28 protein-coding genes and 3 pseudogenes are annotated in these 22,953 nt (G+C 56.4%); 22 read left to right on the forward strand and 9 right to left on the reverse strand.

Features of this window, described 5'->3' with window-relative positions; all coding sequences use genetic code 11:
- Positions 1-112: 112 nt before the first annotated feature.
- Together OA238_RS33980 and OA238_RS33985 are read left to right on the forward strand one after the other, a co-directional pair.
- A complete protein-coding gene (locus tag OA238_RS33980) occupies positions 113-565 on the forward strand; it encodes an FAD-dependent oxidoreductase (RefSeq protein WP_144055930.1) in 453 nt (150 codons plus the stop codon).
- Positions 566-750: 185 nt separating this feature from the next.
- A complete protein-coding gene (locus OA238_RS33985) occupies positions 751-1,137 on the forward strand; it encodes an FAD-dependent oxidoreductase (protein ID WP_144055931.1) in 387 nt (128 codons plus the stop codon).
- A 142-nt stretch (positions 1,138-1,279) separates the two neighbouring features.
- Here OA238_RS33985 and OA238_RS17675 read toward each other — a convergent pair whose 3' ends face one another.
- Entirely contained in the window at positions 1,280-1,519 is a 240-nt protein-coding gene (locus OA238_RS17675) for an accessory factor UbiK family protein (protein ID WP_015496230.1), read from the reverse strand.
- Positions 1,520-1,621: 102 nt separating this feature from the next.
- Between OA238_RS17675 and lgt the strand changes: the two genes are divergently transcribed.
- From lgt to OA238_RS17695, 5 genes are all read left to right on the forward strand, one after another.
- Entirely contained in the window at positions 1,622-2,557 is a 936-nt protein-coding gene (gene lgt / locus OA238_RS17680; RefSeq protein WP_015496231.1) for a prolipoprotein diacylglyceryl transferase, read from the forward strand.
- Positions 2,554-3,648, forward strand: a complete 1,095-nt coding sequence (locus tag OA238_RS17685; protein WP_015496232.1) for a class I SAM-dependent methyltransferase — start codon at positions 2,554-2,556, stop codon at positions 3,646-3,648. The genes lgt and OA238_RS17685 overlap by 4 nt, the downstream gene beginning before the upstream one ends.
- Entirely contained in the window at positions 3,645-4,412 is a 768-nt protein-coding gene (pgeF, locus tag OA238_RS17690; protein ID WP_015496233.1) for a peptidoglycan editing factor PgeF, read from the forward strand. Before OA238_RS17685 ends, pgeF begins: the two co-directional genes overlap by 4 nt.
- Before the next feature lie 271 nt (positions 4,413-4,683).
- Positions 4,684-4,851, forward strand: coding sequence for a hypothetical protein (locus OA238_RS32910; RefSeq protein WP_187293065.1), 168 nt, complete (start codon positions 4,684-4,686; stop codon positions 4,849-4,851).
- A 316-nt stretch (positions 4,852-5,167) separates the two neighbouring features.
- Positions 5,168-5,971: a Hint domain-containing protein gene (locus OA238_RS17695; RefSeq protein ID WP_015496234.1), complete on the forward strand. Its 804-nt coding sequence runs from the start codon at positions 5,168-5,170 to the stop codon at positions 5,969-5,971.
- Between the two features lie 57 nt (positions 5,972-6,028).
- On the opposite strand, the gene OA238_RS17700 is transcribed toward OA238_RS17695, so the two are convergent.
- Positions 6,029-6,529, reverse strand: coding sequence for an Lrp/AsnC family transcriptional regulator (locus OA238_RS17700; protein WP_044037104.1), 501 nt, complete (start codon positions 6,527-6,529; stop codon positions 6,029-6,031).
- Between the two features lie 173 nt (positions 6,530-6,702).
- Here OA238_RS17700 and trxB point away from each other — a divergent pair, with 173 nt between their 5' ends.
- The 5 genes and pseudogenes from trxB to OA238_RS17725 all read left to right on the forward strand — a co-directional run.
- The gene (gene trxB, locus OA238_RS17705) at positions 6,703-7,647 is read left to right on the forward strand and encodes a thioredoxin-disulfide reductase (RefSeq protein WP_015496236.1); all 945 of its coding nucleotides are present in this window, start codon (positions 6,703-6,705) and stop codon (positions 7,645-7,647) included.
- 348 nt (positions 7,648-7,995) lie between these two features.
- Positions 7,996-8,457, forward strand: coding sequence for a hypothetical protein (locus OA238_RS17715; protein WP_015496237.1), 462 nt, complete (start codon positions 7,996-7,998; stop codon positions 8,455-8,457).
- Positions 8,458-8,706: 249 nt separating this feature from the next.
- Entirely contained in the window at positions 8,707-8,859 is a 153-nt protein-coding gene (locus OA238_RS32915) for a hypothetical protein (RefSeq protein WP_187293066.1), read from the forward strand.
- Positions 8,856-9,017 carry a hypothetical protein gene (locus OA238_RS32920; protein WP_187293067.1) on the forward strand — a complete coding sequence of 54 codons (162 nt, stop codon included), beginning with the start codon at positions 8,856-8,858 and terminating at the stop codon, positions 9,015-9,017. The genes OA238_RS32915 and OA238_RS32920 overlap by 4 nt, the downstream gene beginning before the upstream one ends.
- A gap of 69 nt (positions 9,018-9,086) precedes the next feature.
- Positions 9,087-9,504: pseudogene (locus OA238_RS17725) on the forward strand (M20/M25/M40 family metallo-hydrolase); the annotation flags it as partial.
- Between the two features lie 118 nt (positions 9,505-9,622).
- Here the strand turns inward: OA238_RS17725 and OA238_RS17730 are convergent.
- Positions 9,623-10,495, reverse strand: a complete 873-nt coding sequence (locus tag OA238_RS17730) for a LysR family transcriptional regulator (RefSeq protein WP_245581342.1) — start codon at positions 10,493-10,495, stop codon at positions 9,623-9,625.
- 97 nt (positions 10,496-10,592) lie between these two features.
- On the opposite strand from OA238_RS17730, the gene OA238_RS17735 reads away from it, so the two are divergent.
- The 4 genes and pseudogenes from OA238_RS17735 to OA238_RS17750 all read left to right on the forward strand — a co-directional run bounded on the left by OA238_RS17735 (position 10,593) and on the right by OA238_RS17750 (position 14,359).
- Positions 10,593-10,961 (forward strand): DoxX family protein, encoded by a 369-nt coding sequence (locus OA238_RS17735; RefSeq protein ID WP_015496240.1) that lies wholly within the window; start codon positions 10,593-10,595, stop codon positions 10,959-10,961.
- Between the two features lie 11 nt (positions 10,962-10,972).
- Positions 10,973-11,563 (forward strand): annotated as a pseudogene (locus tag OA238_RS33990) (NADPH-dependent FMN reductase).
- A complete protein-coding gene (locus OA238_RS17745; protein WP_015496241.1) occupies positions 11,560-12,018 on the forward strand; it encodes a hypothetical protein in 459 nt (152 codons plus the stop codon). Before OA238_RS33990 ends, OA238_RS17745 begins: the two are co-directional and overlap by 4 nt.
- 307 nt (positions 12,019-12,325) lie before the next feature.
- The gene (locus tag OA238_RS17750) at positions 12,326-14,359 is read left to right on the forward strand and encodes a bifunctional sulfate adenylyltransferase/adenylylsulfate kinase (RefSeq protein ID WP_015496242.1); all 2,034 of its coding nucleotides are present in this window, start codon (positions 12,326-12,328) and stop codon (positions 14,357-14,359) included.
- Positions 14,360-14,425: 66 nt separating this feature from the next.
- On the opposite strand, the gene OA238_RS17755 is transcribed toward OA238_RS17750, so the two are convergent.
- Genes OA238_RS17755 through OA238_RS17765 form a run of 3 tightly spaced genes read right to left on the reverse strand, consistent with a single transcriptional unit; the run spans position 14,426 to position 16,175 of the window.
- Entirely contained in the window at positions 14,426-15,466 is a 1,041-nt protein-coding gene (locus OA238_RS17755) for a succinylglutamate desuccinylase/aspartoacylase family protein (protein WP_015496243.1), read from the reverse strand.
- Positions 15,467-15,521: 55 nt separating this feature from the next.
- Positions 15,522-15,758, reverse strand: coding sequence for a DUF1150 family protein (locus OA238_RS17760; RefSeq protein ID WP_015496244.1), 237 nt, complete (start codon positions 15,756-15,758; stop codon positions 15,522-15,524).
- 3 nt (positions 15,759-15,761) lie between these two features.
- A complete protein-coding gene (locus tag OA238_RS17765) occupies positions 15,762-16,175 on the reverse strand; it encodes an Hsp20 family protein (RefSeq protein WP_015496245.1) in 414 nt (137 codons plus the stop codon).
- 186 nt (positions 16,176-16,361) lie between these two features.
- Between OA238_RS17765 and OA238_RS17770 the strand changes: the two genes are divergently transcribed.
- From OA238_RS17770 to OA238_RS17780, 3 genes are read left to right on the forward strand one after another with little or no spacing between them, the layout of a single operon-like run.
- The gene (locus tag OA238_RS17770) at positions 16,362-16,580 is read left to right on the forward strand and encodes a YdcH family protein (protein WP_044037110.1); all 219 of its coding nucleotides are present in this window, start codon (positions 16,362-16,364) and stop codon (positions 16,578-16,580) included.
- A gap of 54 nt (positions 16,581-16,634) precedes the next feature.
- Positions 16,635-17,120, forward strand: coding sequence for a 5-(carboxyamino)imidazole ribonucleotide mutase (purE, locus tag OA238_RS17775; protein ID WP_044038478.1), 486 nt, complete (start codon positions 16,635-16,637; stop codon positions 17,118-17,120).
- A complete protein-coding gene (locus OA238_RS17780) occupies positions 17,113-18,198 on the forward strand; it encodes a 5-(carboxyamino)imidazole ribonucleotide synthase (RefSeq protein WP_044037112.1) in 1,086 nt (361 codons plus the stop codon). The genes purE and OA238_RS17780 overlap by 8 nt, the downstream gene beginning before the upstream one ends.
- Before the next feature lie 91 nt (positions 18,199-18,289).
- Here the strand turns inward: OA238_RS17780 and OA238_RS17785 are convergent, their stop codons facing one another.
- Entirely contained in the window at positions 18,290-19,024 is a 735-nt protein-coding gene (locus OA238_RS17785) for an esterase/lipase family protein (RefSeq protein ID WP_015496248.1), read from the reverse strand.
- Positions 19,025-19,101: 77 nt separating this feature from the next.
- On the opposite strand from OA238_RS17785, the gene OA238_RS17790 reads away from it, so the two are divergent.
- The gene (locus OA238_RS17790; RefSeq protein WP_015496249.1) at positions 19,102-19,557 is read left to right on the forward strand and encodes an NUDIX domain-containing protein; all 456 of its coding nucleotides are present in this window, start codon (positions 19,102-19,104) and stop codon (positions 19,555-19,557) included.
- A 127-nt stretch (positions 19,558-19,684) separates the two neighbouring features.
- On the opposite strand, the gene groL is transcribed toward OA238_RS17790, so the two are convergent.
- Together groL and OA238_RS17800 are read right to left on the reverse strand one after the other, a co-directional pair.
- Entirely contained in the window at positions 19,685-21,328 is a 1,644-nt protein-coding gene (gene groL / locus OA238_RS17795) for a chaperonin GroEL (RefSeq protein ID WP_015496250.1), read from the reverse strand.
- Between the two features lie 50 nt (positions 21,329-21,378).
- The gene (locus OA238_RS17800; RefSeq protein ID WP_015496251.1) at positions 21,379-21,666 is read right to left on the reverse strand and encodes a co-chaperone GroES; all 288 of its coding nucleotides are present in this window, start codon (positions 21,664-21,666) and stop codon (positions 21,379-21,381) included.
- 284 nt (positions 21,667-21,950) lie between these two features.
- Here OA238_RS17800 and OA238_RS34560 point away from each other — a divergent pair, with 284 nt between their 5' ends.
- Entirely contained in the window at positions 21,951-22,079 is a 129-nt protein-coding gene (locus tag OA238_RS34560; RefSeq protein ID WP_275450471.1) for a hypothetical protein, read from the forward strand.
- Positions 22,066-22,950 (forward strand): annotated as a pseudogene (locus OA238_RS33995) (TraB/GumN family protein). The gene OA238_RS34560 and the pseudogene OA238_RS33995 overlap by 14 nt, the downstream one beginning before the upstream one ends.
- The last annotated feature ends 3 nt before the right edge of the window (positions 22,951-22,953 follow it).

Here is a 22,953-nt window from a genome sequence, read left to right on the forward strand (position 1 = left end):
TCCGAGGTCGCCTAAATCTTGGCAACAAAATTTTGTCTCACATCTATCTGAACTTATTCATGTGTACAGGGTGTGTACGCTATGTGCCACCGGATTTGAGGGGCCTAAGACCATGCGCATCGCCATTATCGGGGCCGGAATAGGCGGGCTGGCAGCGGCCAGTTTGCTCGCGGATCAGGGCCACGAGATCACGATTTTCGATCAGTTTGACACCCCGAAACCTGTTGGGTCCGGTCTGGTCATTCAACCCGTGGGGCAAGCAGTCTTGGCGGAAATTGGCGCGCTAGATCAAGCCCTTACCTACGGAAACCGCGTCACCCACATGCTGGGGGTTGAAGCAAACAACGGTGCGCGCGTTCTTGATGTGCACTATAATCTCGTCGATCCCGACGCCTACGGTCTCGCCATCAACCGCGCCGCGTTATTTGAAGCGCTTTGGCAGGCCACGCAGACCCGCAACCGGATCACGCTCATCGCCAATTCAAACGTCACGTCGATCGGCCTGAAAACACCGACCTGTTCAAACACCACCTTAGCCAGCGCTACGTTGCCGCCTCTCATATGATCGGCGCATTGCCGATCGGAACGCTCCCCGATGATGCGAACTTCAAAGCCGCTATCTTCTGGTCCCTGCCAAGCGACGGCTACTCAAGCTGACAAAACGCAGGGCTGGATGCATGGAAGGCCGAGGCCACAGCCCTTTGGCCCGCACTCGCCCCATTTCTGGATCAAATTACCGATCCAGATCAAATGACCATGGCGCGATACAGCCACGGCACCCTAAAACGCCCATATAACAAACGCTTGGTCCACATCGGTGACGCCGCCCACCGCGCCTCACCGCAGCTTGGCCAAGGCGCCAACATGGCACTGCTGGATGCGCTGGCGCTGTCACGCGCCCTCAACTCCCGCCCTGTCGAACACGCCCTGCCAGCCTATGCCCGCGCGCGCCGCCTTCACACGAAAATCTATCAGGCCATGTCGTGGGCCTTCACGCCAATGTATCAATCCGACAGCAAAATTTTACCTATCCTGCGCGACCGCGTGCTGTTTCCGGCCTCACAGATCCCGCCTGTGCCACGCATCCTGACTCGCCTTGTCTGTGGCACCATGGTTCCTCCGATGCAGCGCCTTTAGCCAGCGTCTTTGCTTTTTAAATATCCCGGGGAGCGAAGCGGGGCAGCTCCCCGACACCCCATCGCCCCCCCCAACGAAAATGGGGGCAACCAACCGGCAGCCCCCATCCAACACATCATTGCGCGCGGCAAAGCCGCGCAGCTTACTTGCCTTCTAGCGTCTCGATACGCGCCAAAAGGCTCGCGTTCTCTTCGCGGGCTTTTTGCGCCATCGTTCGGACAGCTTCAAACTCCTCGCGGGTGACAAAATCACGATCCGCCAACCAGCGATCCACCATGGACGACATCGCTGTCTGCGCTTCGTCCTTGGCCCCTTGGGCTACACCCATGGCATTGGTCATCAGTTGCGAAATATCGTCAAAGACTTTGTTGCGGCTCTGCATGGTCAATCTCCTGTCTATGACTCTTTATATGGGCACCCTTGACCCTATAACAACCCTGTCAGCGTGGTTGACATCGACGCACCCTGCGTCACAAAAGGCACCATGTTAGCAGCCATTCCGTTCCCCGATATCTCACCCGTCATTTTTGCAATCACGCTCTTTGGTTTTACCTTTGCGCTGCGGTGGTACGCCATGGCGTATATCGTCGGTATCATCATCGGTTGGTGGATCGCCGCACAAGCCATAAAGCGCACTACCCTTTGGACCGATCACACCCCCCCTCTGTCGCGTGACCAGATCGAAGACCTGCTCACGTGGGTGATCATCGGCGTTATTGCAGGCGGGCGGTTTGGCTACGTGCTGTTTTACGGCAACGGCCAATTTAGCGACGACCCGATGTCGATCTTTCGAATCTGGGACGGCGGCATGTCGTTTCACGGCGGCTTTATTGGTGTTTGCGTCGCTGTGTTCGCCTGCTCGCGTCGTTACGGCGCCGCTTTGGGCGATGTTGCCAATATTCTCGCGCTCACCGCGACACCGGCTATTTTCCTTGTCCGGATTGCGAATTTCATCAACGGAGAGCTCTGGGGCCGCGCCACGGACTTGCCGTGGGGCGTCAAGTTCCCGTCGATGTGTCTTGATCCGTCGCGCCAGCTTTGCACGACCGTCGGCGAATGGTTTTATCATGGCGATGAACCCATTCGCCATCCAAGCCAGCTTTATGAAGCGGGCCTCGAAGGCCTGCTGCTGGGCGCGATTATTCTCTTTTTGGCATTCCAGCGCGGCTGGTTGAAACGCAAATGGTCGCTCGTTTCGGTGTTTTTGCTGGGCTACGGGTTGTCACGCTTTGCGGTGGAATTTGTGCGCCAACCGGACGTTCAGTTTACCAGCGCCGACAATCCCATCGGCTGGGCATACGAATTTGGCACATGGGGCCTGACCCAAGGCCAAGCGCTGTCGATCCCGATGATCCTTGGCGGCCTGATCGTGATGTTCCTCACCCGTCCTGGTAAAAAATCGCGCTCCAGTAAGCTATGACCGCGCTGCACGACCTGATTACCGCACGTATCCAGACAAGCGGACCAATTACGCTGGCTGACTATATGGCTGACGCGTTAATGCATCCCAAATACGGCTACTACGCCACCCGCGATCCACTGGGTGCGGCAGGCGATTTCACCACCGCGCCGGAAATCAGCCAGATGTTCGGCGAACTTATCGGGCTGTCACTGGCGCAAGCATGGATCGATCAGGGCCAGCCAAGCACCTTTGCGCTGGCAGAACTCGGCCCCGGTCGCGGCACGTTAATGGCCGATATCCTGCGCGCCACGGCCAAGGTTGTAGGTTTTGTTGACGCAGCACAGGTTCACCTCGTCGAAACCTCTCCCGCACTGCGAAAAAAGCAGGCGGAGCTTATGAGCGGACCGCATACAAACGTGACGTGGCATGACGATGTTAGCACATTGCCCGACATGCCGCTCTTTCTTGTTGCCAATGAATTCTTTGACGCGCTGCCGATCCGCCAATTTCACCGCGCCACGCCCGCCGACGGGTCTGGGTGGCGCGAGCTGCAGATCGGGCTGCAAGACGGCACGCTTGTTGCTGGCCTGTCCGCCGCTGCACCGATTGCCTTCCTCGAACACCGGTTAGGCAACACCAAAGCCAGCGACATTGTCGAACATTGCACCGCTTTGGCGGCCATTACCGAAAACATCGCCAACCGTATCGCGACCAGTGGTGGCGCGGCGCTGATCGTCGATTACGGTGACTGGCGCTCGCTCGGCGATACGTTGCAAGCGCTGCAAAATCACGCGTCCACCGATCCATTCGCAAACCCGGGCGAGGCCGACATCACTGCCCACGTCGATTTTGAGGCCATCGCCATGACCGCAGCATCGACAAATGGCGGCGCGATTTACACCCAACTCACCACCCAAGGCGTGTTTTTGGAACGTCTTGGCATCGCCCAGCGCGCCCAAACGCTGGCGGCAAACCTGAGCGGCGACGCGCTTGATGCACACATTACCGCACACCGCCGCTTGACGCACCCGTCAGAAATGGGTTCGCTGTTCAAAGTACTGGGGCTTTATCCCACAAACGCTCCGCCGCCAGCTGGATTGGAACCATGACGCTCGAAATCATCACGGCCGACAGCCTTGCGCCCCTGCGCCACGGTTTTTTCACCCGCCGTGGTGGCGCGTCGTCCGGCGTTTTTGAGGGCCTCAACTGCGGCACTGGAAGTTCTGATCAACATGACGTCGTCACGATCAACCGCAGCCGTGTTGCCGACGCCATGGGCGTTTCGCTGGATGCACTGATGGGTGTCCACCAAATCCATTCAGCAGATGTGATCACCATCACGCAACCCTCAGCCGAGCGTCCAAAGGCCGACGCGCTCGTTACCGCGACCCGTGGCCTCGCCCTGTCTGTTCTGGCCGCTGATTGCCAGCCCGTGCTGTTTGCCGATCACGACGCAGGCGTCATCGGTGCAGCCCATGCCGGTTGGAAAGGCGCGCTTGGTGGCGTGCTTGAGGCGACGCTAGACGCTATGGAAGCCTTGGGCGCTTCCCGCGCGAACACACACGCCGTCATCGGCCCGTCCATAAGCCAGACCGCCTATGAGGTCGGGCCGGAGTTCTTTGAAGACTTTATCGCGCAGGACTCCGGCTTCGCGCGCTTCTTTGTCAACGGTGAGACCGGTAAATATCAATTCGATCTGCCCGCCTTGGGTCTGTATCGCCTACGTCAAGCGGGCGTCAAGTCGGCGGAATGGACGCGCCACTGCACCTACGCCGACCCCGCGCGATTCTACAGCTTCCGCCGCGCGGCCCATGATAAAGAAGCAGACTACGGTCGCCTGATCGCCGCGATAACCTTAGGGGCAGCGGGCTAATCTGGACAACAATGGGGCAAAACCTGCCACGTCTTCGTCAAACTCAAAGCGAAACAATCCGCCCCAAATAGGGGAGACTGTTCACGGAAATGCGAAAAGCCCTTATTTGGCAGGGCATTGCATCCGCCCAACAGCCACAGCAGACCGCGCCACATTTCCCAAGTCCCAACGCGCAATTTTTCTTAAAATTCTTGCGACAGGCCCAACTCATGCCCTTTTGCATCGTCATCTTAGGACCATCGAGTAAAAAAACGTACATGAGGAAAAACCCATGACCAAGACACCCCGTTGGATGCAATCCACAATCGCCGAAGCCAATTCCTGCACAACAAAGATGCCATGGGAACGTGGTCTGCGCCGCGAGGCTTTTATGGCCGGCCGCCGCGCTGTTGCCGCCCTCGCGGATAGTCAATTGCGCACGGTTCGTCCTGCCGCATAAATAACCCTTCATCGCTGGTGCCTCCCCGCCAGCCACGCAATCGCCGCCCCCGATGCATTCTGCAGGGGCGGCGATTCGCGTTTTTGGGGTGTCCTGCCCGTATCTTGGCCACGCAGGTGGTGCCAAATATGGCGGCAGTGCTTTCAAAAATGGAACAATCCACAGCAATTTGCGTTGATTGATCCCAAAAACTGCCCGAAATGGCGAAATGTTTGACCCAACGGACCAACTTCACGCACAAGGCTCCCAACGAACAGATCTTCAGATGTTGTTGGCGGGGGCCAACAGATGATGTGACAACCTGATAGGTGATCGCATGACGAATATGACCCCCAACGCCCCCGCAGGCTTCGCGGCGGCAAGACACAAAACACCGGTGGCCTCCTCAGCCCGGTTTACTCAGCGAGACGGACGACCTCAGCGCGCACAGTCACTTATGCGCCGCTATGAGGTCGTCCATCTGCTTGCCAATGGCGACATTGATGATTTTTCCCGCATCGCTCCAGCGCATCGTGCCTTTGAGGACAGCTTCGGCTCTCTTGCCCGCGGTGCGCTGTTGAAGACCGATCGGGGCATGATTGCGATCGAAGACATCCTAAACGATGACAAAGTGAAAACTGTCACCAATAATTTTCAGACCGTCCGTTGGCGCGGTGCCATGACGTTGATGCCCGGTGCCCCCGGTCAGCACCCTCGCATGGGAAAACTGATCCGGTTTTCTGCTGACTCGCTTGGCATCGGTCGCCCGATGCCGGACCTCCTGCTCGGTCCGTCTGCGTATCTGTATCAGCATTCGCCCGCTTTGCAGCGGGTGACAGGCCACACAGCTGCCTTCGTGCCAGCAGTTGATTTTTTGGACGGGGTGAACATCGTCGAAGTGCAGCCACAAGCACCCGTTCAAGTGTTTCAGCTTGGCTTCGCGGCACACGAACGCATCGCGGTGAATGGCATCGAAGTTGACAGCCACAACCCCGGCGCGCGCCACGAATTGGGACTGCGCGGCGATATGCTTGACCTCTATGTGGGTCTGTTCCCGCACGTTCAACAGATCGAGGACTTCGGGCTGCTGATGGACCCGCGCCTATCGCTACATGATCTCGATTTTGGAGTCGTGGCGTAGCTGCGCAATAAAGGTCGTGGCGTAGCTGCGCGTTAAATGTCGTGGCGTAGATTGCTCTTAGGCGTCTCGCTTTAAACGTTCCTCAAGCACATCAAACGGCACACCCGGTTCGTCTTTTGCAACGCGGATCACCAGCGACGTCTTTACGCTGGCCACATTGTCGGCTGATGTAAGCTGTTCAGTTAGGAAGTTCTGGAACGTTCGCAAATCCGGTGCGACGCACTTCAGCACGAAATCCACTTCGCCATTTAGCATGTGACATTCACGGACCAGCGGCCAGCCTTTGCACCTTGTCTCGAACGCGCTCAGATCGACTTCGGCTTGTGACACCAACCCGACCATCGCAAACACCTGCACTTCAAACCCGAGTTCGCGGGCGTTCACGTCGGCGTGGTAGCCGCGAATAAACCCCTGTTCTTCCAGCGTGCGCACACGGCGCAAACACGGGGGCGCGGAAATACCGGCGCGTCTGGCCAGTTCGACGTTGGTCATCCGACCGTCCGCCTGCAACTCGGACAAAATCATCCGGTCGATGTCATCTAATTTCTGCCCAGGCATGTTGCGTTCGTCCCCTTGTCGCTGTCGCATTTCATACGCCGAACCCTGAACCTACGCAACAATATTTCGCGACACCGCAACAATCCTTCTCGTCATGATAAGTCCGCGACACCCCCTTTTACCCGCCACCGCGCGGACGTATATGACCCCTAACTCTAAGGGGAACCAAGCACATGGCCGAGACACGCAAAACCAAAGTTCTGATCATCGGCTCCGGCCCAGCGGGATATACCGCAGGCGTCTACGCCGCTCGCGCCATGGTGAACCCGATCCTTGTGCAAGGCATCGAACCGGGTGGCCAGCTAACCACCACCACGGAGGTTGAAAACTGGCCGGGCGATTCTGAGGTTCAAGGCCCCGACCTGATGATCCGCATGGAAGCCCACGCCCGCGCCATGGGCTGTGAAATCATTGGCGACATCATCACGTCGGTTGATTTCTCCAAGCGTCCGTTTGTCTGCCAATCCGATTCAGGCACCGAATACGTCACTGACGCCATTATTCTGGCAACAGGTGCGCGCGCCAAATGGCTTGGCTTGGCGTCTGAGGAAAAGTTCAAAGGCTTCGGCGTCTCGGCCTGTGCCACCTGCGACGGCTTCTTTTATCGCGGCCAAGAAATCGTCGTTGTCGGCGGCGGCAATACGGCTGTCGAAGAGGCGCTGTTCCTGACCAATTTCGCGTCCAAAGTGACGCTGGTTCACCGCCGCGATGAACTGCGCGCCGAAGCCATACTGATTGATCGGCTAATGAAGAACCCCAAAATAGTTCCCCTCTGGGATCACCAACTCGAAGACGTCTACGGCGACGACAGCCCGCTGGGCGTTGAAGGTGTCAAAGTAAAACACGTAAAAACGGGTGAAATCACCGATATTGCAGCCAAAGGCGTGTTCATCGCCATCGGCCACGCGCCAGCGAACGAATTGGTCAAAGACGTTCTAGAAACCCATATGGGCGGCTACGTCGTGACCAAACCCGACAGCACCGAAACCTCAATTCCCGGGGTGTTTGCGGCGGGCGATCTGACCGATCACAAATACCGCCAAGCGGTCACATCTGCGGGCATGGGCTGCATGGCAGCACTTGAGGCAGAGCGCTGGTTGGCAGAACAAGACGACTAAGTACGTGCGCAACCGGCGGCGTAAGTGTTGCGGTGCGGCAAAGCTGACACCGCCATTCGCCGGGACGTGGAGGCAAACGTCGGATGAGAGCATTTTCGCAGGTAGCCGCGAGAGCAAGCGCGCATATGGCCCGCTCGGGAAGGCGCAAAACGGAACATTAGAACGTGTCGATAAGGTCAAGTTCGATCAGCCGCGCTGGTCGGCGACCGATTTTCCACCATTTTTGAAACAGTTTCCAGTAATCTGTCGCGCACCCAAACATGGCTTGGGTCATCACTCATCCAAAGAAACGATTTGATCGAAAACATCGATCTGCGACATCGTTCCAACTCAAATGGGAGCGATGCCTTGAGTGAAAATGTTGGAACCGACAGCATGACAGCCCTTCAGCAGTCGCTTAGGAATCGCAGCGCCGAATTTGCCGCAAACCCGCTTTTGTCCAATGGTGGGCGGATCATGAACATACACGATCCCGACCGCTATGGCTGGGCAAACGTGCGCAATGCGGCTGAGCGCGATGGGCTTGTCGGATTGACGATGTTCGCTCATGATACAATCTTGACACGACTTCAATCCATGTTTGGCGCAGACGCCGACCTTCCCTTTTGGCAGGCCTTCACCGGTGAACCGGACGATGTCTTGCCAGCCTGTGAAGCGGTGCTGAGGGACGTCACCCTGCCGACTGGATGGCGCGTTGAAAGCCACACCAACCCCAACGACGACACGATCCATGCATCACGGGCTTTGAACACGCAAACCGGCGTGGCACCTGCTCCGGTCTTTTACCTGCGTGGGGATCATCGATGCTGACCTGTATCTATGATGCTGCGGGGAGACTGGCTGCCTGTGCCTCTGCGTCAATGCGCTACCATCCCGAAGGGCCGTTGTCGGGTGGATTTTTGCCGGGGGCGTCTCTGTCAGTCCCGACCAGCGCCGCAAAGCGCTTGGATCATATGTGAACGCAGCATTGCTGGCCGACAGCCAAAAGGCATTCAACTGGAGATGCGCGCTGGAACAGGCCAAAGTCAACAATGCCGCGTCGGTCGGTATGATCACGCGGTGTGGCCTTCGCACGGAGAATGGAAAAGTAACGGTCATCATCAACCTGACCTGCAGCGACGTGACACGCTGACCTATCGCGACATTGCCGCCGGCTTTTACGCCGACGTTCCGGACTTGGCGCTGACCTGCGCTGTTCTGGAAGCCATGTGATTTTCGTTTGGACATTTACAGGGCATGACACAACATCTGGAAATTCTCTGAACATTCGCGGGTGGGAAGAATGGGAAGTCGGCGAGGATCTCAAGGTCGTGTCGTCGAAGGGATGGTTCGACGCCGAGGTCTATGCGCTTCAGGCAGCAGGACAATAAACATTGCATACCATGCAATCTTGCAGCCGCTAACATTTTGTCTGTGTCACTTAGCGTAGCAAACGAACGATGGTCAGCATCGCAGACATTAACCCACTCCTGCCTGAATTGATTGCCTGGCTGCACGATTTTCATACGCACCCCGAACTCACCTTCGATGTTCATCGAACCGCCGCTCTGGTCGCGGAACACTTGTCCGCAATGGGTGTCGACGAGGTTGTGACGGGGATTGGCAAAACCGGCGTTGTCGGTGTCATTCGCGGTGCCGCAACCGCCAGCGAGCGCGTGATCGGGCTGCGGGCAGATTTGGACGCACTTCCCATGCAGGAACAGACCACCCTGCCCCATGCCTTCCAAGATCGAAGGGCGCATGCACGCCTGCGATCACGATGGCCATACGACAATGTTGTTGGGCACGGCGCGGTATCTGTGTGACCACAGAGAGTGTGACGGGACCCTGATCCTGATTTTTCAACTCGCCGAAGAGGCCGAAAACGTGAATACGCCCATGCTTACAGGGCCAATGTGCGTGACAGACACCCAAGGGGGGAGGGACCAGCAACACATCTTCAACTTTACAATTTGTCACGCTATCCGTCTTGCCGCTATCTTGGTGCGGCCTTGAGGCATTTCAACATGGCCTGCACCTTTTGCGTCCGGTGCAGATCAACGTGGGTCAAAAGCAAAGTGGGCACAGACCACGTCTTTTTTTGTCCCAAAACAGCATGAAAACCGCCACGATTTTGCGCCTCGTAGTCCCCCATGCCAACGCCTGCCAACATTGCCTCATTGATCACCCAGACATCACGAGACGACATCGCAATCATCTCGGGCCTGATATGGTCCGTGACCCACGGCCCAAATAGCAACCCGCGCCCCTGCTCCTTTGGAACCACAAACTTATGTCCCGCGAGGTCGTCAATGCCGCTCGGCAATCCATGCCGCTGAACATAGCGGTCATGGGCATAAAGGCGAAAGCCAACCCGCGCAAAACTGCTGACCACGTAGTCTGGATGATCAGGCTTTGGCCCCACCCTTAATGCAATATGCGCCTCGCCATATTCAAGCCGGGCAAGGTCTTCGCTGGCGTCAATCGTCACCACGCCGTGCAGGTTTTGGTCCCTGAAGTCTGCGACTTGCCCCATCAGCAGGCTCGCAAAAGGTGCGAGGATCGTCAGTTTGATTTCACCATCAATCTGGGTCTTTCTGCCCTGCACGCAGCCCGCAAGGTCATCAATGAGGCTTTCGGTCTTTTGCACCACGCGCAGCACATCTTCGCCAATTTCGGTCAGCGCGTAACCACGCGCGTGCCGAATAAAGATGCGCACCCCAATATCGGCCTCAAGCACATCAATATGCCGGTTCACTGTCGCGCGGTGAAATCCTAAAGCCTCAGCCGCAGCACTCACCGTGCCAAGTTTGGCTACTTGATACGCCGTCCGCAATTCTGCCCATTTGTCCATCGTCGCTATGCTCACTCAGCGCGCATTGAATGCGGATCTATACGCATTGCAGCCAATAAATGTACCGGACATTTATTGTGACAGATCTAATTCAAACAGCGGAGTCGTCCCTTTGATCTATCTCTCTCGTGGTATCCGTATCCTTCTGACATTGGCTTTCGTCGGTGCAGAAGCTGCCAAGCTGGCGGGCGTCGACGTGATGGTCACCAGCTTCGATCAAATCGGCTTTGGACAAGGATTTCGTTACCTGACAGGGATGATCGAGGTCGCAGGCGCTGTCTTGCTCTGGGTGCCACGCAAGTACGTCATCGGGGCCGCACTGTTGGGCGCCACGATGGTCGGTGCTGTCATGACGCATTGGTTCATCCTAGGACCATCCGCGCTGCCCGCCGTGATCCTTGGCCCGCTCTGCACCGCGGTTCTCTACATTCACCGCGATCAAATCCATGCAATTCTTGGGCGTGCGTCGCCCAACGTTTAATCGGAAAACTGATGTCATCGCCCTCCAAGATTCTCGTTTTTGCAGCAACCAACAGCAGGCAATCCATCAACAAGCGTCTCGCCTTACATGCAGTGACCCTTCTGCAAGATGATCTGCATTCAGACGTCGAAATCGACCTTATCGATCTGAACGACTACGAGATGCCAATCTTCAGCCCGGAGCGCGAACGCGCAGGCATTCCGCAGCTGGCACAGGATTTCTACGCCAAGATTGGCGCGTAAGATGGTCTGATCATATCATTCGCGGAATACAACGGCAGCCATACAGCGGCGTTTAAGAACATCTTTGACTGGACCAGCCGGATCAAAATGCACGTCTTCCAAGACAAACCCACGCTTTTGATGGCCACATCATTGGGTGGGCGCGGTGGGCAAAGCGTTCTGGATGCAGATCTCAACGGCCTTCCGCATTTTGGCGCAAACATCACCTCATCCTTCAAATTTGGCTCATTTTCTGCGCATTTCGATACGCAAGCAAACCGCATTTCGACACCCGAATTGGCGGCTGAGCTTTTACAGGCAGTCACTGCCTTCAAAGCTGCTCTCCCTGCCTCCACTCCATCAAAGGAAACCCAATCATGATACCGCCCAAGACACCTCTCCTTTTGAAAATCATCACAGGTCTTTGGGTTATCTGGGGCCTCGTCCATATCTTAGCGGGTGTTATGACGGTGTCACTCGAAACCCCCAATGCCGTGGCAGGCATCGCCGATGCTGTTGACCTGACATTGCTGGCCGACTCCTATCATGAGGCCGTCGGAGCAGTGATCAACCAACATGGCTTTAACCTTGCATGGATCGTAACATTTACGGTCATCGGCGCAGTCTATATCTGGCGCGGCTCGGTGACGGCGATGTTCTTTACGGGCATCGCGGGCGGGTTTGCGGACGTCGGCTCCTTCATTTTCCTCGACCTCGGTGGATTTGTAAATTTCGTACCTGGAACGGTCATGACGTTGGTTTCATCTGCCGCCATTGTCCTCAGCCTGATCGCATATCTTGCAGACCTACGCGGAAAAGCGGACAGCCCCGCATAGGGCCCAGTGAGCTGTGTTTACCGCATGTCAGCAACGGGGCTAACGTTTGATTTCATGAACTAAATTAGGTTCTCGTTCCAAATCTGTTAGGTTTTTTGGCGTATATCGATTGAAACCACCCTGCACAGAATACGTCGCGCGCTGCGTTGCCCAAAACGCACTTTTCCGCCCCACCCTCAAGTTTGTTCTATCATGAACAGACTTCTCGTGTATGTTCATGTCTGAACAAACACCGAGTCGCATACCCATGGCCATGTCGCCCGCTAAAATCACACCCACGAAGTCGAAAGGCGAGCAAGAGGACCAGATGTTTCGTCTGCTGCGCCAACTCGATGTCGCTCCAGATGCCTCGCAGCGCGTCATGGCAACGGCGATTGGTGTGTCATTGGGTCGGCTTAATGCATTGCTACGTGCGGCCACAGACACCGGCCTCGTTAATGTCTCTGACCGCGACGGCCCTGATAAGCGCGCGCGCTTTGCCTATGCGATCACGTCTCGTGGTGGCGCCGAAAAGAACCGGCTCACCGAACAGTTTCTAGCGCGTAAATTCGCTGAATACGACGCGCTTCACGCCGAACTTACTGGCACATCAACCGGTCTCAACCCTTTAAAAAGTAGGACTAAATTAATGCAAACGAACCTTGCTCCCATCCCGGAACTCTTTGTTTCGTACGACAGCGCCCAGAAACTCAAAGCAGAAGCGGCTGAACTCACCAGCCACGATCTCACTGCGCGCCAGATCTGCGATCTCGAGCTGCTTATGAATGGCGGCTTCAACCCGCTTAAGGGTTTCTTAACGCAAGAAGACTACAACGGGGTTGTCGACAATATGCGCATGGCCGACGGCACGCTTTGGCCAATTCCGATCAATCTGGACGTCTCTGAGGCAGAAGCAGACACAATCGAAGTCGGCCAAGACATCGCCCTGCGCGACCAAGAAGGCGTGATTCTTGCTACGATGACCGTGACCGACAAATGGGAGCCGAACAAAGCGCACGAGGCCGAAAAGGTCTTTGGTGCCGACGACGATGCGCACCCGGCGGTGAACTACCTGCACAATCAAGCGGGCAAAATCTATCTTGGTGGCCCGGTCACTGGCATCCAGCAGCCTGTGCATTACGATTTCCGCGGCAAACGCAACACACCCAACGAACTGCGCGCATTCTTCCGCAAAATGGGCTGGCGCAAAGTGGTCGCGTTCCAAACACGCAACCCTCTGCACCGCGCACACCAGGAACTGACATTCCGCGCCGCAAAAGAAGCTCAGGCCAACCTGTTGATCCACCCTGTCGTGGGCCTCACCAAACCCGGTGATGTCGACCACTTCACCCGCGTGCGCTGCTATGAGGCGGTCCTTAACCAATACCCCGCGTCCACAACATCGATGTCGCTTCTGAACTTGGCTATGCGCATGGCAGGTCCACGCGAAGCGGTTTGGCATGGTCTGATCCGCAAAAACCACGGCTGCACGCACTTCATCGTCGGTCGTGACCACGCCGGACCAGGCAACAATTCCAAAGGCGAAGATTTCTACGGCCCATACGAAGCACAGGACCTGTTTCGCGAGCATCAAGAAGAAATGGGCATCGAAATGGTCGATTTCAAACACATGGTTTGGGTCGCAGAGCGCGCACAATATGAGGCGATGGACGAGATCAAAGACAAAGAAAACGTCACGATCCTCAACATATCCGGCACCGAACTGCGCCGCCGTTTGTCCGAAGGTCTGGAAATCCCCGAATGGTTTTCCTTCCCCGAAGTCGTCAAAGAACTGCGCCGCACGAAACCACCACGGGCCAAGCAGGGTTTCACCGTCTTCTTCACTGGCTTTTCCGGCTCCGGCAAATCCACCATTGCGAACGCCTTAATGGTTAAGCTGATGGAAATGGGTGGCCGTCCGGTTACGTTGCTTGATGGCGATATCGTTCGCAAGAACCTGTCTTCCGAGCTTGGCTTCAGCAAGGAACACCGCGACCTGAACATCCGTCGCATTGGCTATGTTGCGTCCGAGATCACCAAAAACGGCGGCATCGCAATTTGCGCCCCCATCGCGCCCTACGCCGTGACCCGTCGCGCCGTGCGCGAAGACGTCGAAGCCTTTGGTGCCTTCATCGAAATCCACGTCGCCACATCTATTGAGGAATGCGAAAAGCGTGATCGTAAAGGTTTCTACAAGCTCGCCCGCGAAGGCAAGATCAAGGAATTCACTGGCATTTCAGACCCCTACGATGTGCCGAAGACCCCTGAGTTGAGCGTGCAGACAGAGAACATTGACGTCGACAACTGTGCGCATCAGGTGATTTTGAAGCTTGAAAGCATGGGACTTATCGCAGCCGACTAAGCCTTAGGCGTCTTCGGTTGGTGGACGGGATTTGCATCGCAAATCCCGTCCACCAACCAAAACAATTTAGATTATTTCGTCCTCATCAAACAACGGCGACGTCTCTAACTGCGACGCCAAATCCTCGACCGCCCCCGCAGGATCATCATGAACCACCTGGGCCAAATGAAAAACCGCGTCGCCTTCGTTCACGACAGGCATCACCGCGCGGCCAATGATGATTCCCGCAGACGGGGCCAGTAAATCAACCTCGACCTCGCCGAACGGGTCAGAAATTGACGCCAAGACATCGCCTTGTGCAACCACATCACCATCACCGCGATAGGTCCGCAACAACCCGCCCGCTGGCGCGCGCAGCCACTTGCTCGATTCACAATACAGCGGTTTGGCCCGCGCCTTGGCGATGCCTTTTGCAGGCAACATGTTCATACTGCGCAACACCCGCAGGATACCCGCAACCCCCGCACGCGCTGCCATTTCGTCAAATCGCAGCCCCTCACCCGCCTCGTAGAGCAATACATCAACGCCCACCTCTTTCGCGGTCGCACGCAGGCTGCCCTCGCGCAGGGGTGACGCCAAGATAACCGGTGCGCCAAACGCCTCGGCCAGTTCTAGCGTACGCGGATTGTCGGTGCTGATGCGCATTTGCGGCAGGTTGGTGCGATGAATGGCCGCCGAATGCAGATCAATCCCGAGATCGCAGCGCTTTACCACTTTGCCAAGAAATATCGCCGCCAATCGCGACGCCAAAGATCCCTCGCTCGCCCCCGGAAAGGACCGGTTCAGATCACGGCGATCCGGCAAATATCGTGACCGGTTGTGAAACCCGAATGCGTTCACAATCGGCACCACCATCAACGTTCCCCGCAGATTTTCGAGCAGGTCTGATTGCAACATGCGACGCACAATTTCCACGCCCATGACCTCATCACCGTGCACGGCGGCACTTACAAAGACTGTCGGGCCCGCACGTTTTCCGTGGATCACATGGACCCTCAAACTAACAGGCGTGTGATCTGACAGGGTTGAAACGGGCACATCGACCGTGCGGCGTGTGCCTCCCTCGATGACATCTCCGGCGAATTTGAATGGTTTGCGATGGGGCATACGACGTCCTTTGGCTGACCGGCCTTCGCCGCAAATAGCCCTACAAATTCAAATACTAGTGGACCGTAACGGGAAGCATATCGTTTCGGCGCGCCAGCGTGAACGCCATTTCGCGATCCGCCACCAACGCCAATTGCTGACCGTTGCTGTCATGCACCGCAAACAATTGTTCGCGATTTCCAGCCGCTTCACGCAGATCATCGGACAAACCCGACACATCAACGGATTTCACATAGACGACACGGTCGCCCTTGTTTTCGCCCAATTTTGAAAAATCGAATTTGGTATCCATGACTTAGCCCTTCCTGATGTTAATCGTTTGAACCACTGAATCCGGAACTGATCGGGTCAGATCCACGTGCAGCAGCCCGTTTTCCGTAATCGCCTCACCGACATCGACCCCTTCGGCCAACACGAATGAGCGTTGAAATTGCCGCGCCGCAATGCCGCGATGCAGGAACACACGCCCGTCGCTGTCATCACTTTGACGGCCGCGGATCACCAGCTGGTTGTCTTCAACGGTGATGGCCAATTCGTCGTCCGCAAACCCCGCGACGGCCAGCGTGATACGGTAGGACGTGGCGGATGATTGTTCAATATTATAGGGTGGATAGCCATCATTGCCGGATTTGGCGGTCCGCTCGACCAGCCTCTCCAACTCTTCAAAGCCAAGTAGGAACGGATGCGTTCCCAAGGTCAATTTTGTCATACGACACGTCCTTAATTCAAGCGACAGTCTGCCATCTGGCCCCGTTTTGGCGACCACAAATAAAATATGGGGATCATTTGATTGGCTTGCAAGTCCGCACTGAGCGGTTTCCCTTTGTAAAATGTGAGTTTGCGCTTACGTTCTGGTCTCTGGGGCACTCGTCACAACAATAAGATCGGATTCAGAATGAACAGCAGCGCGCGCATGGAACAGCTTGATGTCTTGCGCATCCAGCTTGGTGTATTTCGCCAAGAACACCGTGATCTGGATGATGCGATCCACGCGCTTCAGGACACGGGCAAGGCCGACATGTTGACGATAAAGCGCCTCAAAAAGCAAAAATTATCCCTGAAAGACCGGATCGCCGTTCTCGAAGACTGGATTGTTCCGGATATCACGGCCTGATTGCACCCCGCTGTCGCCACGCTATAAAGCCCCCTCACGATGAAAGGCGCAGATATGACACCATCCGTCGGCATTATTATGGGCAGCCAGTCCGACTGGCCCACCATGCGCGAAGCGGCCACGATTCTAGATGAATTGGGCGTGACCTATGAGGCGAAGATCGTCTCAGCCCATCGCACCCCCGACCGACTGTGGTCCTACGGCAAAGACGCCGCACCGCGCGGCTTGCAAGTCATCATCGCTGGCGCTGGTGGTGCCGCACATTTGCCCGGCATGATGGCGTCAAAAACCCGTATTCCGGTGATCGGCGTGCCGGTGCAAACCAAGGCCTTGTCCGGCGTCGACAGCCTGTATTCTATCGTGCAAATGCCCAAGGGCTTCCCCGTTGCGACCATGGCAATCGGGGCCGCTGGTGCTGCCAACGCCGCCCTGATGGCCGCCGCAATTCTCGCCTTACAAGACGCCGACCTCGCCCAGCGCCTTGACGCATGGCGCGACGCCTTGTCCGCCTCAATTCCGGATGAACCAACCAATGACTGATCCCCAAAATCAAATGCTGAAAACCGGCGCGACAATTGGCATCCTCGGCGGTGGCCAGTTAGGGCGCATGCTCTCTGTTGCCGCTTCGCGTCTCGGCTTCAAAACCTGCATCTTTGAGCCACAAGGCGACTGCCCCGCGTCTCATGTGGCAAATTTCCACTACATGGCAGACTATTCCGACACCGACGCGCTGACTGAATTCGCCAATGCCTGCGATGTCATCACGTTTGAATTTGAAAACATCCCGACCGACGCGCTTGATATCATCGAGGAGATCACACCGATCCACCCGAACCGCGCCGCACTCGCCACATCGCAAGACCGCTTTACCGAAAAGAATTTCCTGACCCGCATCGGTCTGCAAACCGCGCCATACGCGGCAGTTCAAACAAGCGAAGACCTTGAACAAGCGATTGATCAAATCGGCACGCCCGCAATCCTGAAAACCCGCCGCATGGGGTATGACGGCAAGGGCCAATCGCGCCTGATGTCACCTGATGACGCAGCGCAAGCGATGACAGACATGGCGGGCGCACCCGCCGTTCTTGAAGGCTTTATCAACTTCTCTGTCGAAGTCTCGGTCATCGGAACCCGCAGCGCCGATGGCGCAATCTCGTGCTTTGACCCAGGTGAAAACGTGCATCGCGACGGGATCTTGCACACCACAACCGTTCCCGCCAAACTCACCCACTCGCAGCGGACAGACGCCGTGCTGCTGACCGCTAATATACTGAATGCGTTGGATTACGTCGGCACCATGGGGGTTGAACTGTTCGTCACGCCAATCGGGCTCATAGTCAATGAAATCGCGCCGCGGGTGCACAATTCCGGCCACTGGACCCAAGCGGGCTGCGCCATCGATCAGTTTGAACAACACATCCGCGCCATTGCAGGGTGGCCCTTGGGCGACGGCTCGCGCCATTCAAACGTCATTATGGAAAACCTGATCGGCGACGAAGTGAACCGAATTGCGGACATTGCCAAAACCAACATCGCGATCCACCTTTACGGCAAAGCCGATGCAAAACCGGGGCGCAAAATGGGTCACATAAACACTGTGACCGGGTCATCTGCCTAAACCCGTCTTTGCTTCAAAAATATCCCGGGGGAGGCGCAAAGCGTCGGGGGCAGCGCCCCTCCCCCTGCTTGCGCAAGACACCATCAATCGTTTATTGCAACCCCAGCATCACACCGCTCAACGTCAGGTCAGGGTCAAATCGACCGTCCTGCAAAAATGCCATCGCCTGACGCATCACCAACGGGTTGTTCATCATGAACGTATGGGTCACCGGCAAGGTCATATGATCCGTCATTCCGTCCAGCCGCGTCGATGCGACACTCACTTTTCCGTCATCCGGTCCCTCAATCAGGCTTGAATAATACGCATTCAACGACCGATCCCCCGCGATGATCCCCAAATCAAATCCCTGCCACGGCAGGCTCAGCGGCGCACCGTCTTGCTGGGTTTCATCGGTGCTCAATTCCATACCAGCAGGGCCATTGAGCCATTCAAACGGTTCCAAATTCCCAAGAATATCAACCAGTTGCGATCCATCATTCGGCGGCCCCATCATCACGACACGACCCATCAATTCGGGGCGTTCATCAGCCAAGTAGACCCGCACCAAAATGCCGCCCATAGAATGGGTCACGAAATGCACCCGCCGGTGGCCGCAAGCCGCGACCGCATGCGGCACGTTTTCTGCCACCAAGGTCTGAATGTCCGCACTGGTTGACGGGTACCCGTTGTTGACGACCATGTAGCCGTCCAACTCTAGCAGTTCTTGCAGCGCCAAAAACGACGCCTCTGTGCGCGCCAAACCGTGCAGCAACACAATGCAGTCTCCCGCCGCCGCCGAAATCGGCGCCATCATCAGCCCAAATGCGATAAAAATCTGTTTCATACGCCCTACATAGGCGATCTACACGAATTGGTAAGGTCTGGCTTGCCTGACTTTTCGCTACAGGCCAGTGTGCGCCTATGAAAACACGCTCCTCCTTCGTCAGACTGGCAGCGCGCGCCATCATTTTGCACGACGACAAGCTCTTGTTGGTGAACGCCTTCAAAGGCCGCGACGATTTGTGGTGCGCACCTGGGGGCGGGGCGGAACCGCACCAAAGCCTGCCAGAAAACCTCGCCCGCGAAGTATTTGAGGAAACTGGGCTGACGGTCGATGTCGGCGCGCCATGTCTTGTGAACGAATTTCACGACCCGAATGGCACCTTCCACCAAGTCGAAATGTTCTTTCGCTGCACCCTGATGGCCGGAACATTGGACCCTGCGTGGCAAGACCCCGAAAAGATCGTGACGCACCGGCGATGGGTATCGCGCAATGAATTGGCGGCGCTGACTGTGCGGCCAAAATCACTGGCTGGTGCGGCTTGGGGCGACACCGGCGCGCTGGTCTATGATCCGCTCGAACCTATCTTGCCGTGACCGCAAAAAGGGCGCCCCGTTTGGGGCGCCCTTCTTTTTTGGGACACGCGGGTCACATCTCTCATTGTTTCTACGAAACAACTGCCGATGTGCTTGCGCAGTCACTTTTCCTTGCGGAAAGAGTGACTTACATCATGCCGCCCATGCCGCCCATGTCGGGCATGCCGCCGCCGCCGCCAGCGCCTTCTTTGGCAGGCTTGTCAGCAACCATGGCTTCTGTCGTGATCAACAGACCAGCAACCGATGCCGCATACTGCAACGATGTGCGCACAACTTTGGCGGGGTCGATCACGCCGAACTTGAACATGTCGCCATATTCTTCGGTCTGCGCGTTAAAGCCGAACGTCTTGTCATTGCTTTCGCGGATTTTGCCCGCAACGACGGACCCGTCAACACCGGAGTTTTCGGCGATCTGACGCAAAGGCGCTTCAAGCGACTTACGTACGATCGTGATACCGACGTCCTGATCAGAGTTCGCACCCTTCAGACCATCAAGCGCTTTGCCGGCCTGCACAAGTGCAACACCACCACCAACAACGATACCTTCTTGCACCGCGGCGCGTGTCGCGTTCAGTGCGTCGTCGACGCGGTCTTTACGCTCTTTCACTTCGACTTCGGACATGCCGCCGACGCGGATAACAGCAACGCCGCCTGCCAGTTTGGCAACACGTTCTTGCAGCTTCTCTTTGTCGTAATCGGATGTTGTTTCTTCGATCTGGTTACGGATCTGAACAACACGTGCTTCGATTTCAGCTTTTGCGCCTGCGCCATCGATGATTGTTGTTTCATCTTTGGTGATCGCAACGCGCTTGGCGGAACCCAGCATGTCGATTGTGACATTCTCAAGCTTCATGCCGAGGTCTTCGGAAATCACCTGACCACCGGTCAAAATTGCGATGTCCTGCAACATGGCTTTACGGCGATCGCCGAAACCAGGTGCCTTAACAGCTGCAATTTTCAGACCGCCACGCAGTTTGTTCACAACGAGTGTCGCAAGGGCCTCGCCCTCAACGTCTTCCGAGATGATCAAAAGTGGCTTGCCGGACTGGATCACTGATTCAAGCAGCGGAACCATTGGCTGAAGCGAAGACAGCTTCTTTTCGTGCAACAGGATAACCGCATCTTCCAGCTCAACCGTCATTTTGTCAGGGTTGGTGACAAAGTAAGGTGACAGGTAGCCGCGGTCGAACTGCATGCCTTCAACAACATCAGTCTCAGTGTCGAGGCCTTTGTTCTCTTCAACGGTGATGACACCCTCATTGCCGACTTTTTGCATTGCGTCAGCAATCTGGCGACCGATTTCGGCCTCACCGTTCGCAGAAATCGTGCCAACCTGCGCGACTTCGTCGCTGTCGGACACGTCACGTGCTGCAGCCTTGATGGCTTCAACAACTTTGGCAGTCGCGAGGTCGATACCGCGCTTCAGATCCATTGGGTTCATGCCAGCGGCGACAGATTTCATGCCTTCGCGGATGATTGCAGCGGCCAGAACTGTCGCAGTTGTTGTACCGTCGCCTGCTTCGTCGTTCGTGCGACTCGCAACTTCTTTAACCATCTGCGCGCCCATGTTCTCGAACTTGTCTTCAAGTTCGATCTCTTTGGCGACAGACACACCGTCTTTGGTGATCCGTGGTGCGCCGAAAGATTTTTCCAGCACAACGTTACGACCCTTTGGGCCAAGCGTGACTTTAACCGCGTCTGCAAGAGTGTTGACACCCTTGAGCATGCGATTGCGGGCGTCGGTCCCGAATTTTACGTCTTTAGCAGCCATGATTTAGCTCCTTTGAATTTTTGTGAATTTGCGAATATGGATCGGTCCGATTAGGACAGGATACCCATGATGTCGCTTTCTTTCATGATCAGCAGCTCTTCACCGTCGAGGGTGATTTCTGTACCGGACCATTTGCCAAACAACACTTTGTCGCCCGACTTTACGCCCATTTCGACCAGCTCGCCGTTGTCTTTGCGCAGGCCTTCGCCACATGCAATAACTTCGCCCTCAGCAGGCTTTTCTTTAGCTGCATCTGGAATGATAAGGCCGCCAGCGGTCTTTTCTTCGCCTTCGGTGCGACGCACCAGAACGCGGTCGTGAAGCGGTTTGAAAGCCATGTGAATAGCTCCTTGCTTATAGATTTCAATTCTTTGCCCTCCACAGAATAAACCTGTTCGGGACCATTAGCACTCACACCATGCGAGTGCTAGCAAAGGTTAGTTAAGGACCCCAACCGGACCTGTCAACACTCCAATCGGTGGATTTTTACAGGGTCGCGAACGCGGCGGCGACGCCGCGCCGTCAAACCCCCACCGTCAAACCCGCGCACCTGCATCCTCGCATTAACTTGCCCAGCTGCGGCAGTCACCCTAGATTGCCCGCATCACATCAGGAGTTTTTAATGATCCGCCTTTTTGCACTCGCCGCCCTGACCCTACCGTCCCTGATTTTGCCGTCACTGGCCCATGCTCTGTGCAACGCGGGCGAAATCGAAACACTGATGACCCCTGCCGATCGTGCCGCCCCTTGACGACGTCGCTGCTGTCACACCTTACGGGCAGGGCCTCTATTGGTCGGCGCAAAAAGACGGCGTTGAACTGTCGATCATCGGCACGATGCATCTGGCCGATCCACGCCACGCCAACCTGCGCACGCGCGCCGCGCCGCACTTGGAACGCGCCGACATATTGTTGGTCGAAGCCACGCTGGAAGACCAAAACGCCATGCAGGTTTATATGGCGCAAAACCCCGATATGATGACAATCAGCGACGGCCCCACCCTGCCAGACCGATTGGACCCTGAAACATGGGCGCAGATCCGCGACGCCGCAGCCTTACGCGGCGTGCCCGGCTTTATCGCCGCGAAGATGCAGCCGTGGTTTTTGTCGATGACATTGGCAATTGCGCCCTGCGCGATGACCTAGATGATGGCTGGCGAATTGGGACTGGACGGATTGTTGATGGAAGACGCAGCCGCCCTAGACGTCCGCGTGATGGCGCTTGAACCGTGGCAAGACACGTTTCAGCTGCTGTCATCAGGCACGTTTAACGAACAGATTGATGCGCTGCGCTACAGCGTCATTGATCCTGACATTCAGGACGCCCTGATCACCTCGCTCGTCGAGTCATATTTTGCCGAGGAAACCGCGTATGGCTGGCACATCAGCAGCTACCTGACAGAACATATGCCAAACATGGACGCGGCGGTGTTTGACACGCAAACGGCCGAACTTGAAGAAACCCTGCTCAACAACCGCAATCGCGCGTGGGTTCCGGTGATTGAGGCCGCGGTAGAGTCCCATGACCAGATATTCATCGCCTTCGGTGCGGCGCATTTGATCGGCGATCAGGGCGTTTTAAGCCTGCTTGGCGACAACGGCTGGACCATCACCCCCCGCTAATCG

Source organism: Octadecabacter arcticus 238 (assembly GCF_000155735.2).
GTDB classification, from domain to species: domain Bacteria; phylum Pseudomonadota; class Alphaproteobacteria; order Rhodobacterales; family Rhodobacteraceae; genus Octadecabacter; species Octadecabacter arcticus.

Coding starts and splice junctions, on each gene's coding strand:
- OA238_RS33980 (WP_144055930.1), top strand. CDS start 113: ATGCGCATCGCCATTATCGGGGCCGGAATAGGCGGGCTGGCAGCGGCC.
- OA238_RS33985 (WP_144055931.1), top strand. CDS start 751: ATGACCATGGCGCGATACAGCCACGGCACCCTAAAACGCCCATATAAC.
- OA238_RS17675 (WP_015496230.1), bottom strand. CDS start 1,519: ATGCAGAGCCGCAACAAAGTCTTTGACGATATTTCGCAACTGATGACC.
- lgt (WP_015496231.1), top strand. CDS start 1,622: ATGTTAGCAGCCATTCCGTTCCCCGATATCTCACCCGTCATTTTTGCA.
- OA238_RS17685 (WP_015496232.1), top strand. CDS start 2,554: ATGACCGCGCTGCACGACCTGATTACCGCACGTATCCAGACAAGCGGA.
- pgeF (WP_015496233.1), top strand. CDS start 3,645: ATGACGCTCGAAATCATCACGGCCGACAGCCTTGCGCCCCTGCGCCAC.
- OA238_RS32910 (WP_187293065.1), top strand. CDS start 4,684: ATGACCAAGACACCCCGTTGGATGCAATCCACAATCGCCGAAGCCAAT.
- OA238_RS17695 (WP_015496234.1), top strand. CDS start 5,168: ATGACGAATATGACCCCCAACGCCCCCGCAGGCTTCGCGGCGGCAAGA.
- OA238_RS17700 (WP_044037104.1), bottom strand. CDS start 6,529: ATGCCTGGGCAGAAATTAGATGACATCGACCGGATGATTTTGTCCGAG.
- trxB (WP_015496236.1), top strand. CDS start 6,703: ATGGCCGAGACACGCAAAACCAAAGTTCTGATCATCGGCTCCGGCCCA.
- OA238_RS17745 (WP_015496241.1), top strand. CDS start 11,560: ATGATACCGCCCAAGACACCTCTCCTTTTGAAAATCATCACAGGTCTT.
- OA238_RS17750 (WP_015496242.1), top strand. CDS start 12,326: ATGTTTCGTCTGCTGCGCCAACTCGATGTCGCTCCAGATGCCTCGCAG.
- OA238_RS17755 (WP_015496243.1), bottom strand. CDS start 15,466: ATGCCCCATCGCAAACCATTCAAATTCGCCGGAGATGTCATCGAGGGA.
- OA238_RS17760 (WP_015496244.1), bottom strand. CDS start 15,758: ATGGATACCAAATTCGATTTTTCAAAATTGGGCGAAAACAAGGGCGAC.
- OA238_RS17765 (WP_015496245.1), bottom strand. CDS start 16,175: ATGACAAAATTGACCTTGGGAACGCATCCGTTCCTACTTGGCTTTGAA.
- OA238_RS17770 (WP_044037110.1), top strand. CDS start 16,362: ATGAACAGCAGCGCGCGCATGGAACAGCTTGATGTCTTGCGCATCCAG.
- purE (WP_044038478.1), top strand. CDS start 16,635: ATGACACCATCCGTCGGCATTATTATGGGCAGCCAGTCCGACTGGCCC.
- OA238_RS17780 (WP_044037112.1), top strand. CDS start 17,113: ATGACTGATCCCCAAAATCAAATGCTGAAAACCGGCGCGACAATTGGC.
- OA238_RS17785 (WP_015496248.1), bottom strand. CDS start 19,024: ATGAAACAGATTTTTATCGCATTTGGGCTGATGATGGCGCCGATTTCG.
- OA238_RS17790 (WP_015496249.1), top strand. CDS start 19,102: ATGAAAACACGCTCCTCCTTCGTCAGACTGGCAGCGCGCGCCATCATT.
- groL (WP_015496250.1), bottom strand. CDS start 21,328: ATGGCTGCTAAAGACGTAAAATTCGGGACCGACGCCCGCAATCGCATG.
- OA238_RS17800 (WP_015496251.1), bottom strand. CDS start 21,666: ATGGCTTTCAAACCGCTTCACGACCGCGTTCTGGTGCGTCGCACCGAA.
- OA238_RS34560 (WP_275450471.1), top strand. CDS start 21,951: ATGATCCGCCTTTTTGCACTCGCCGCCCTGACCCTACCGTCCCTGATT.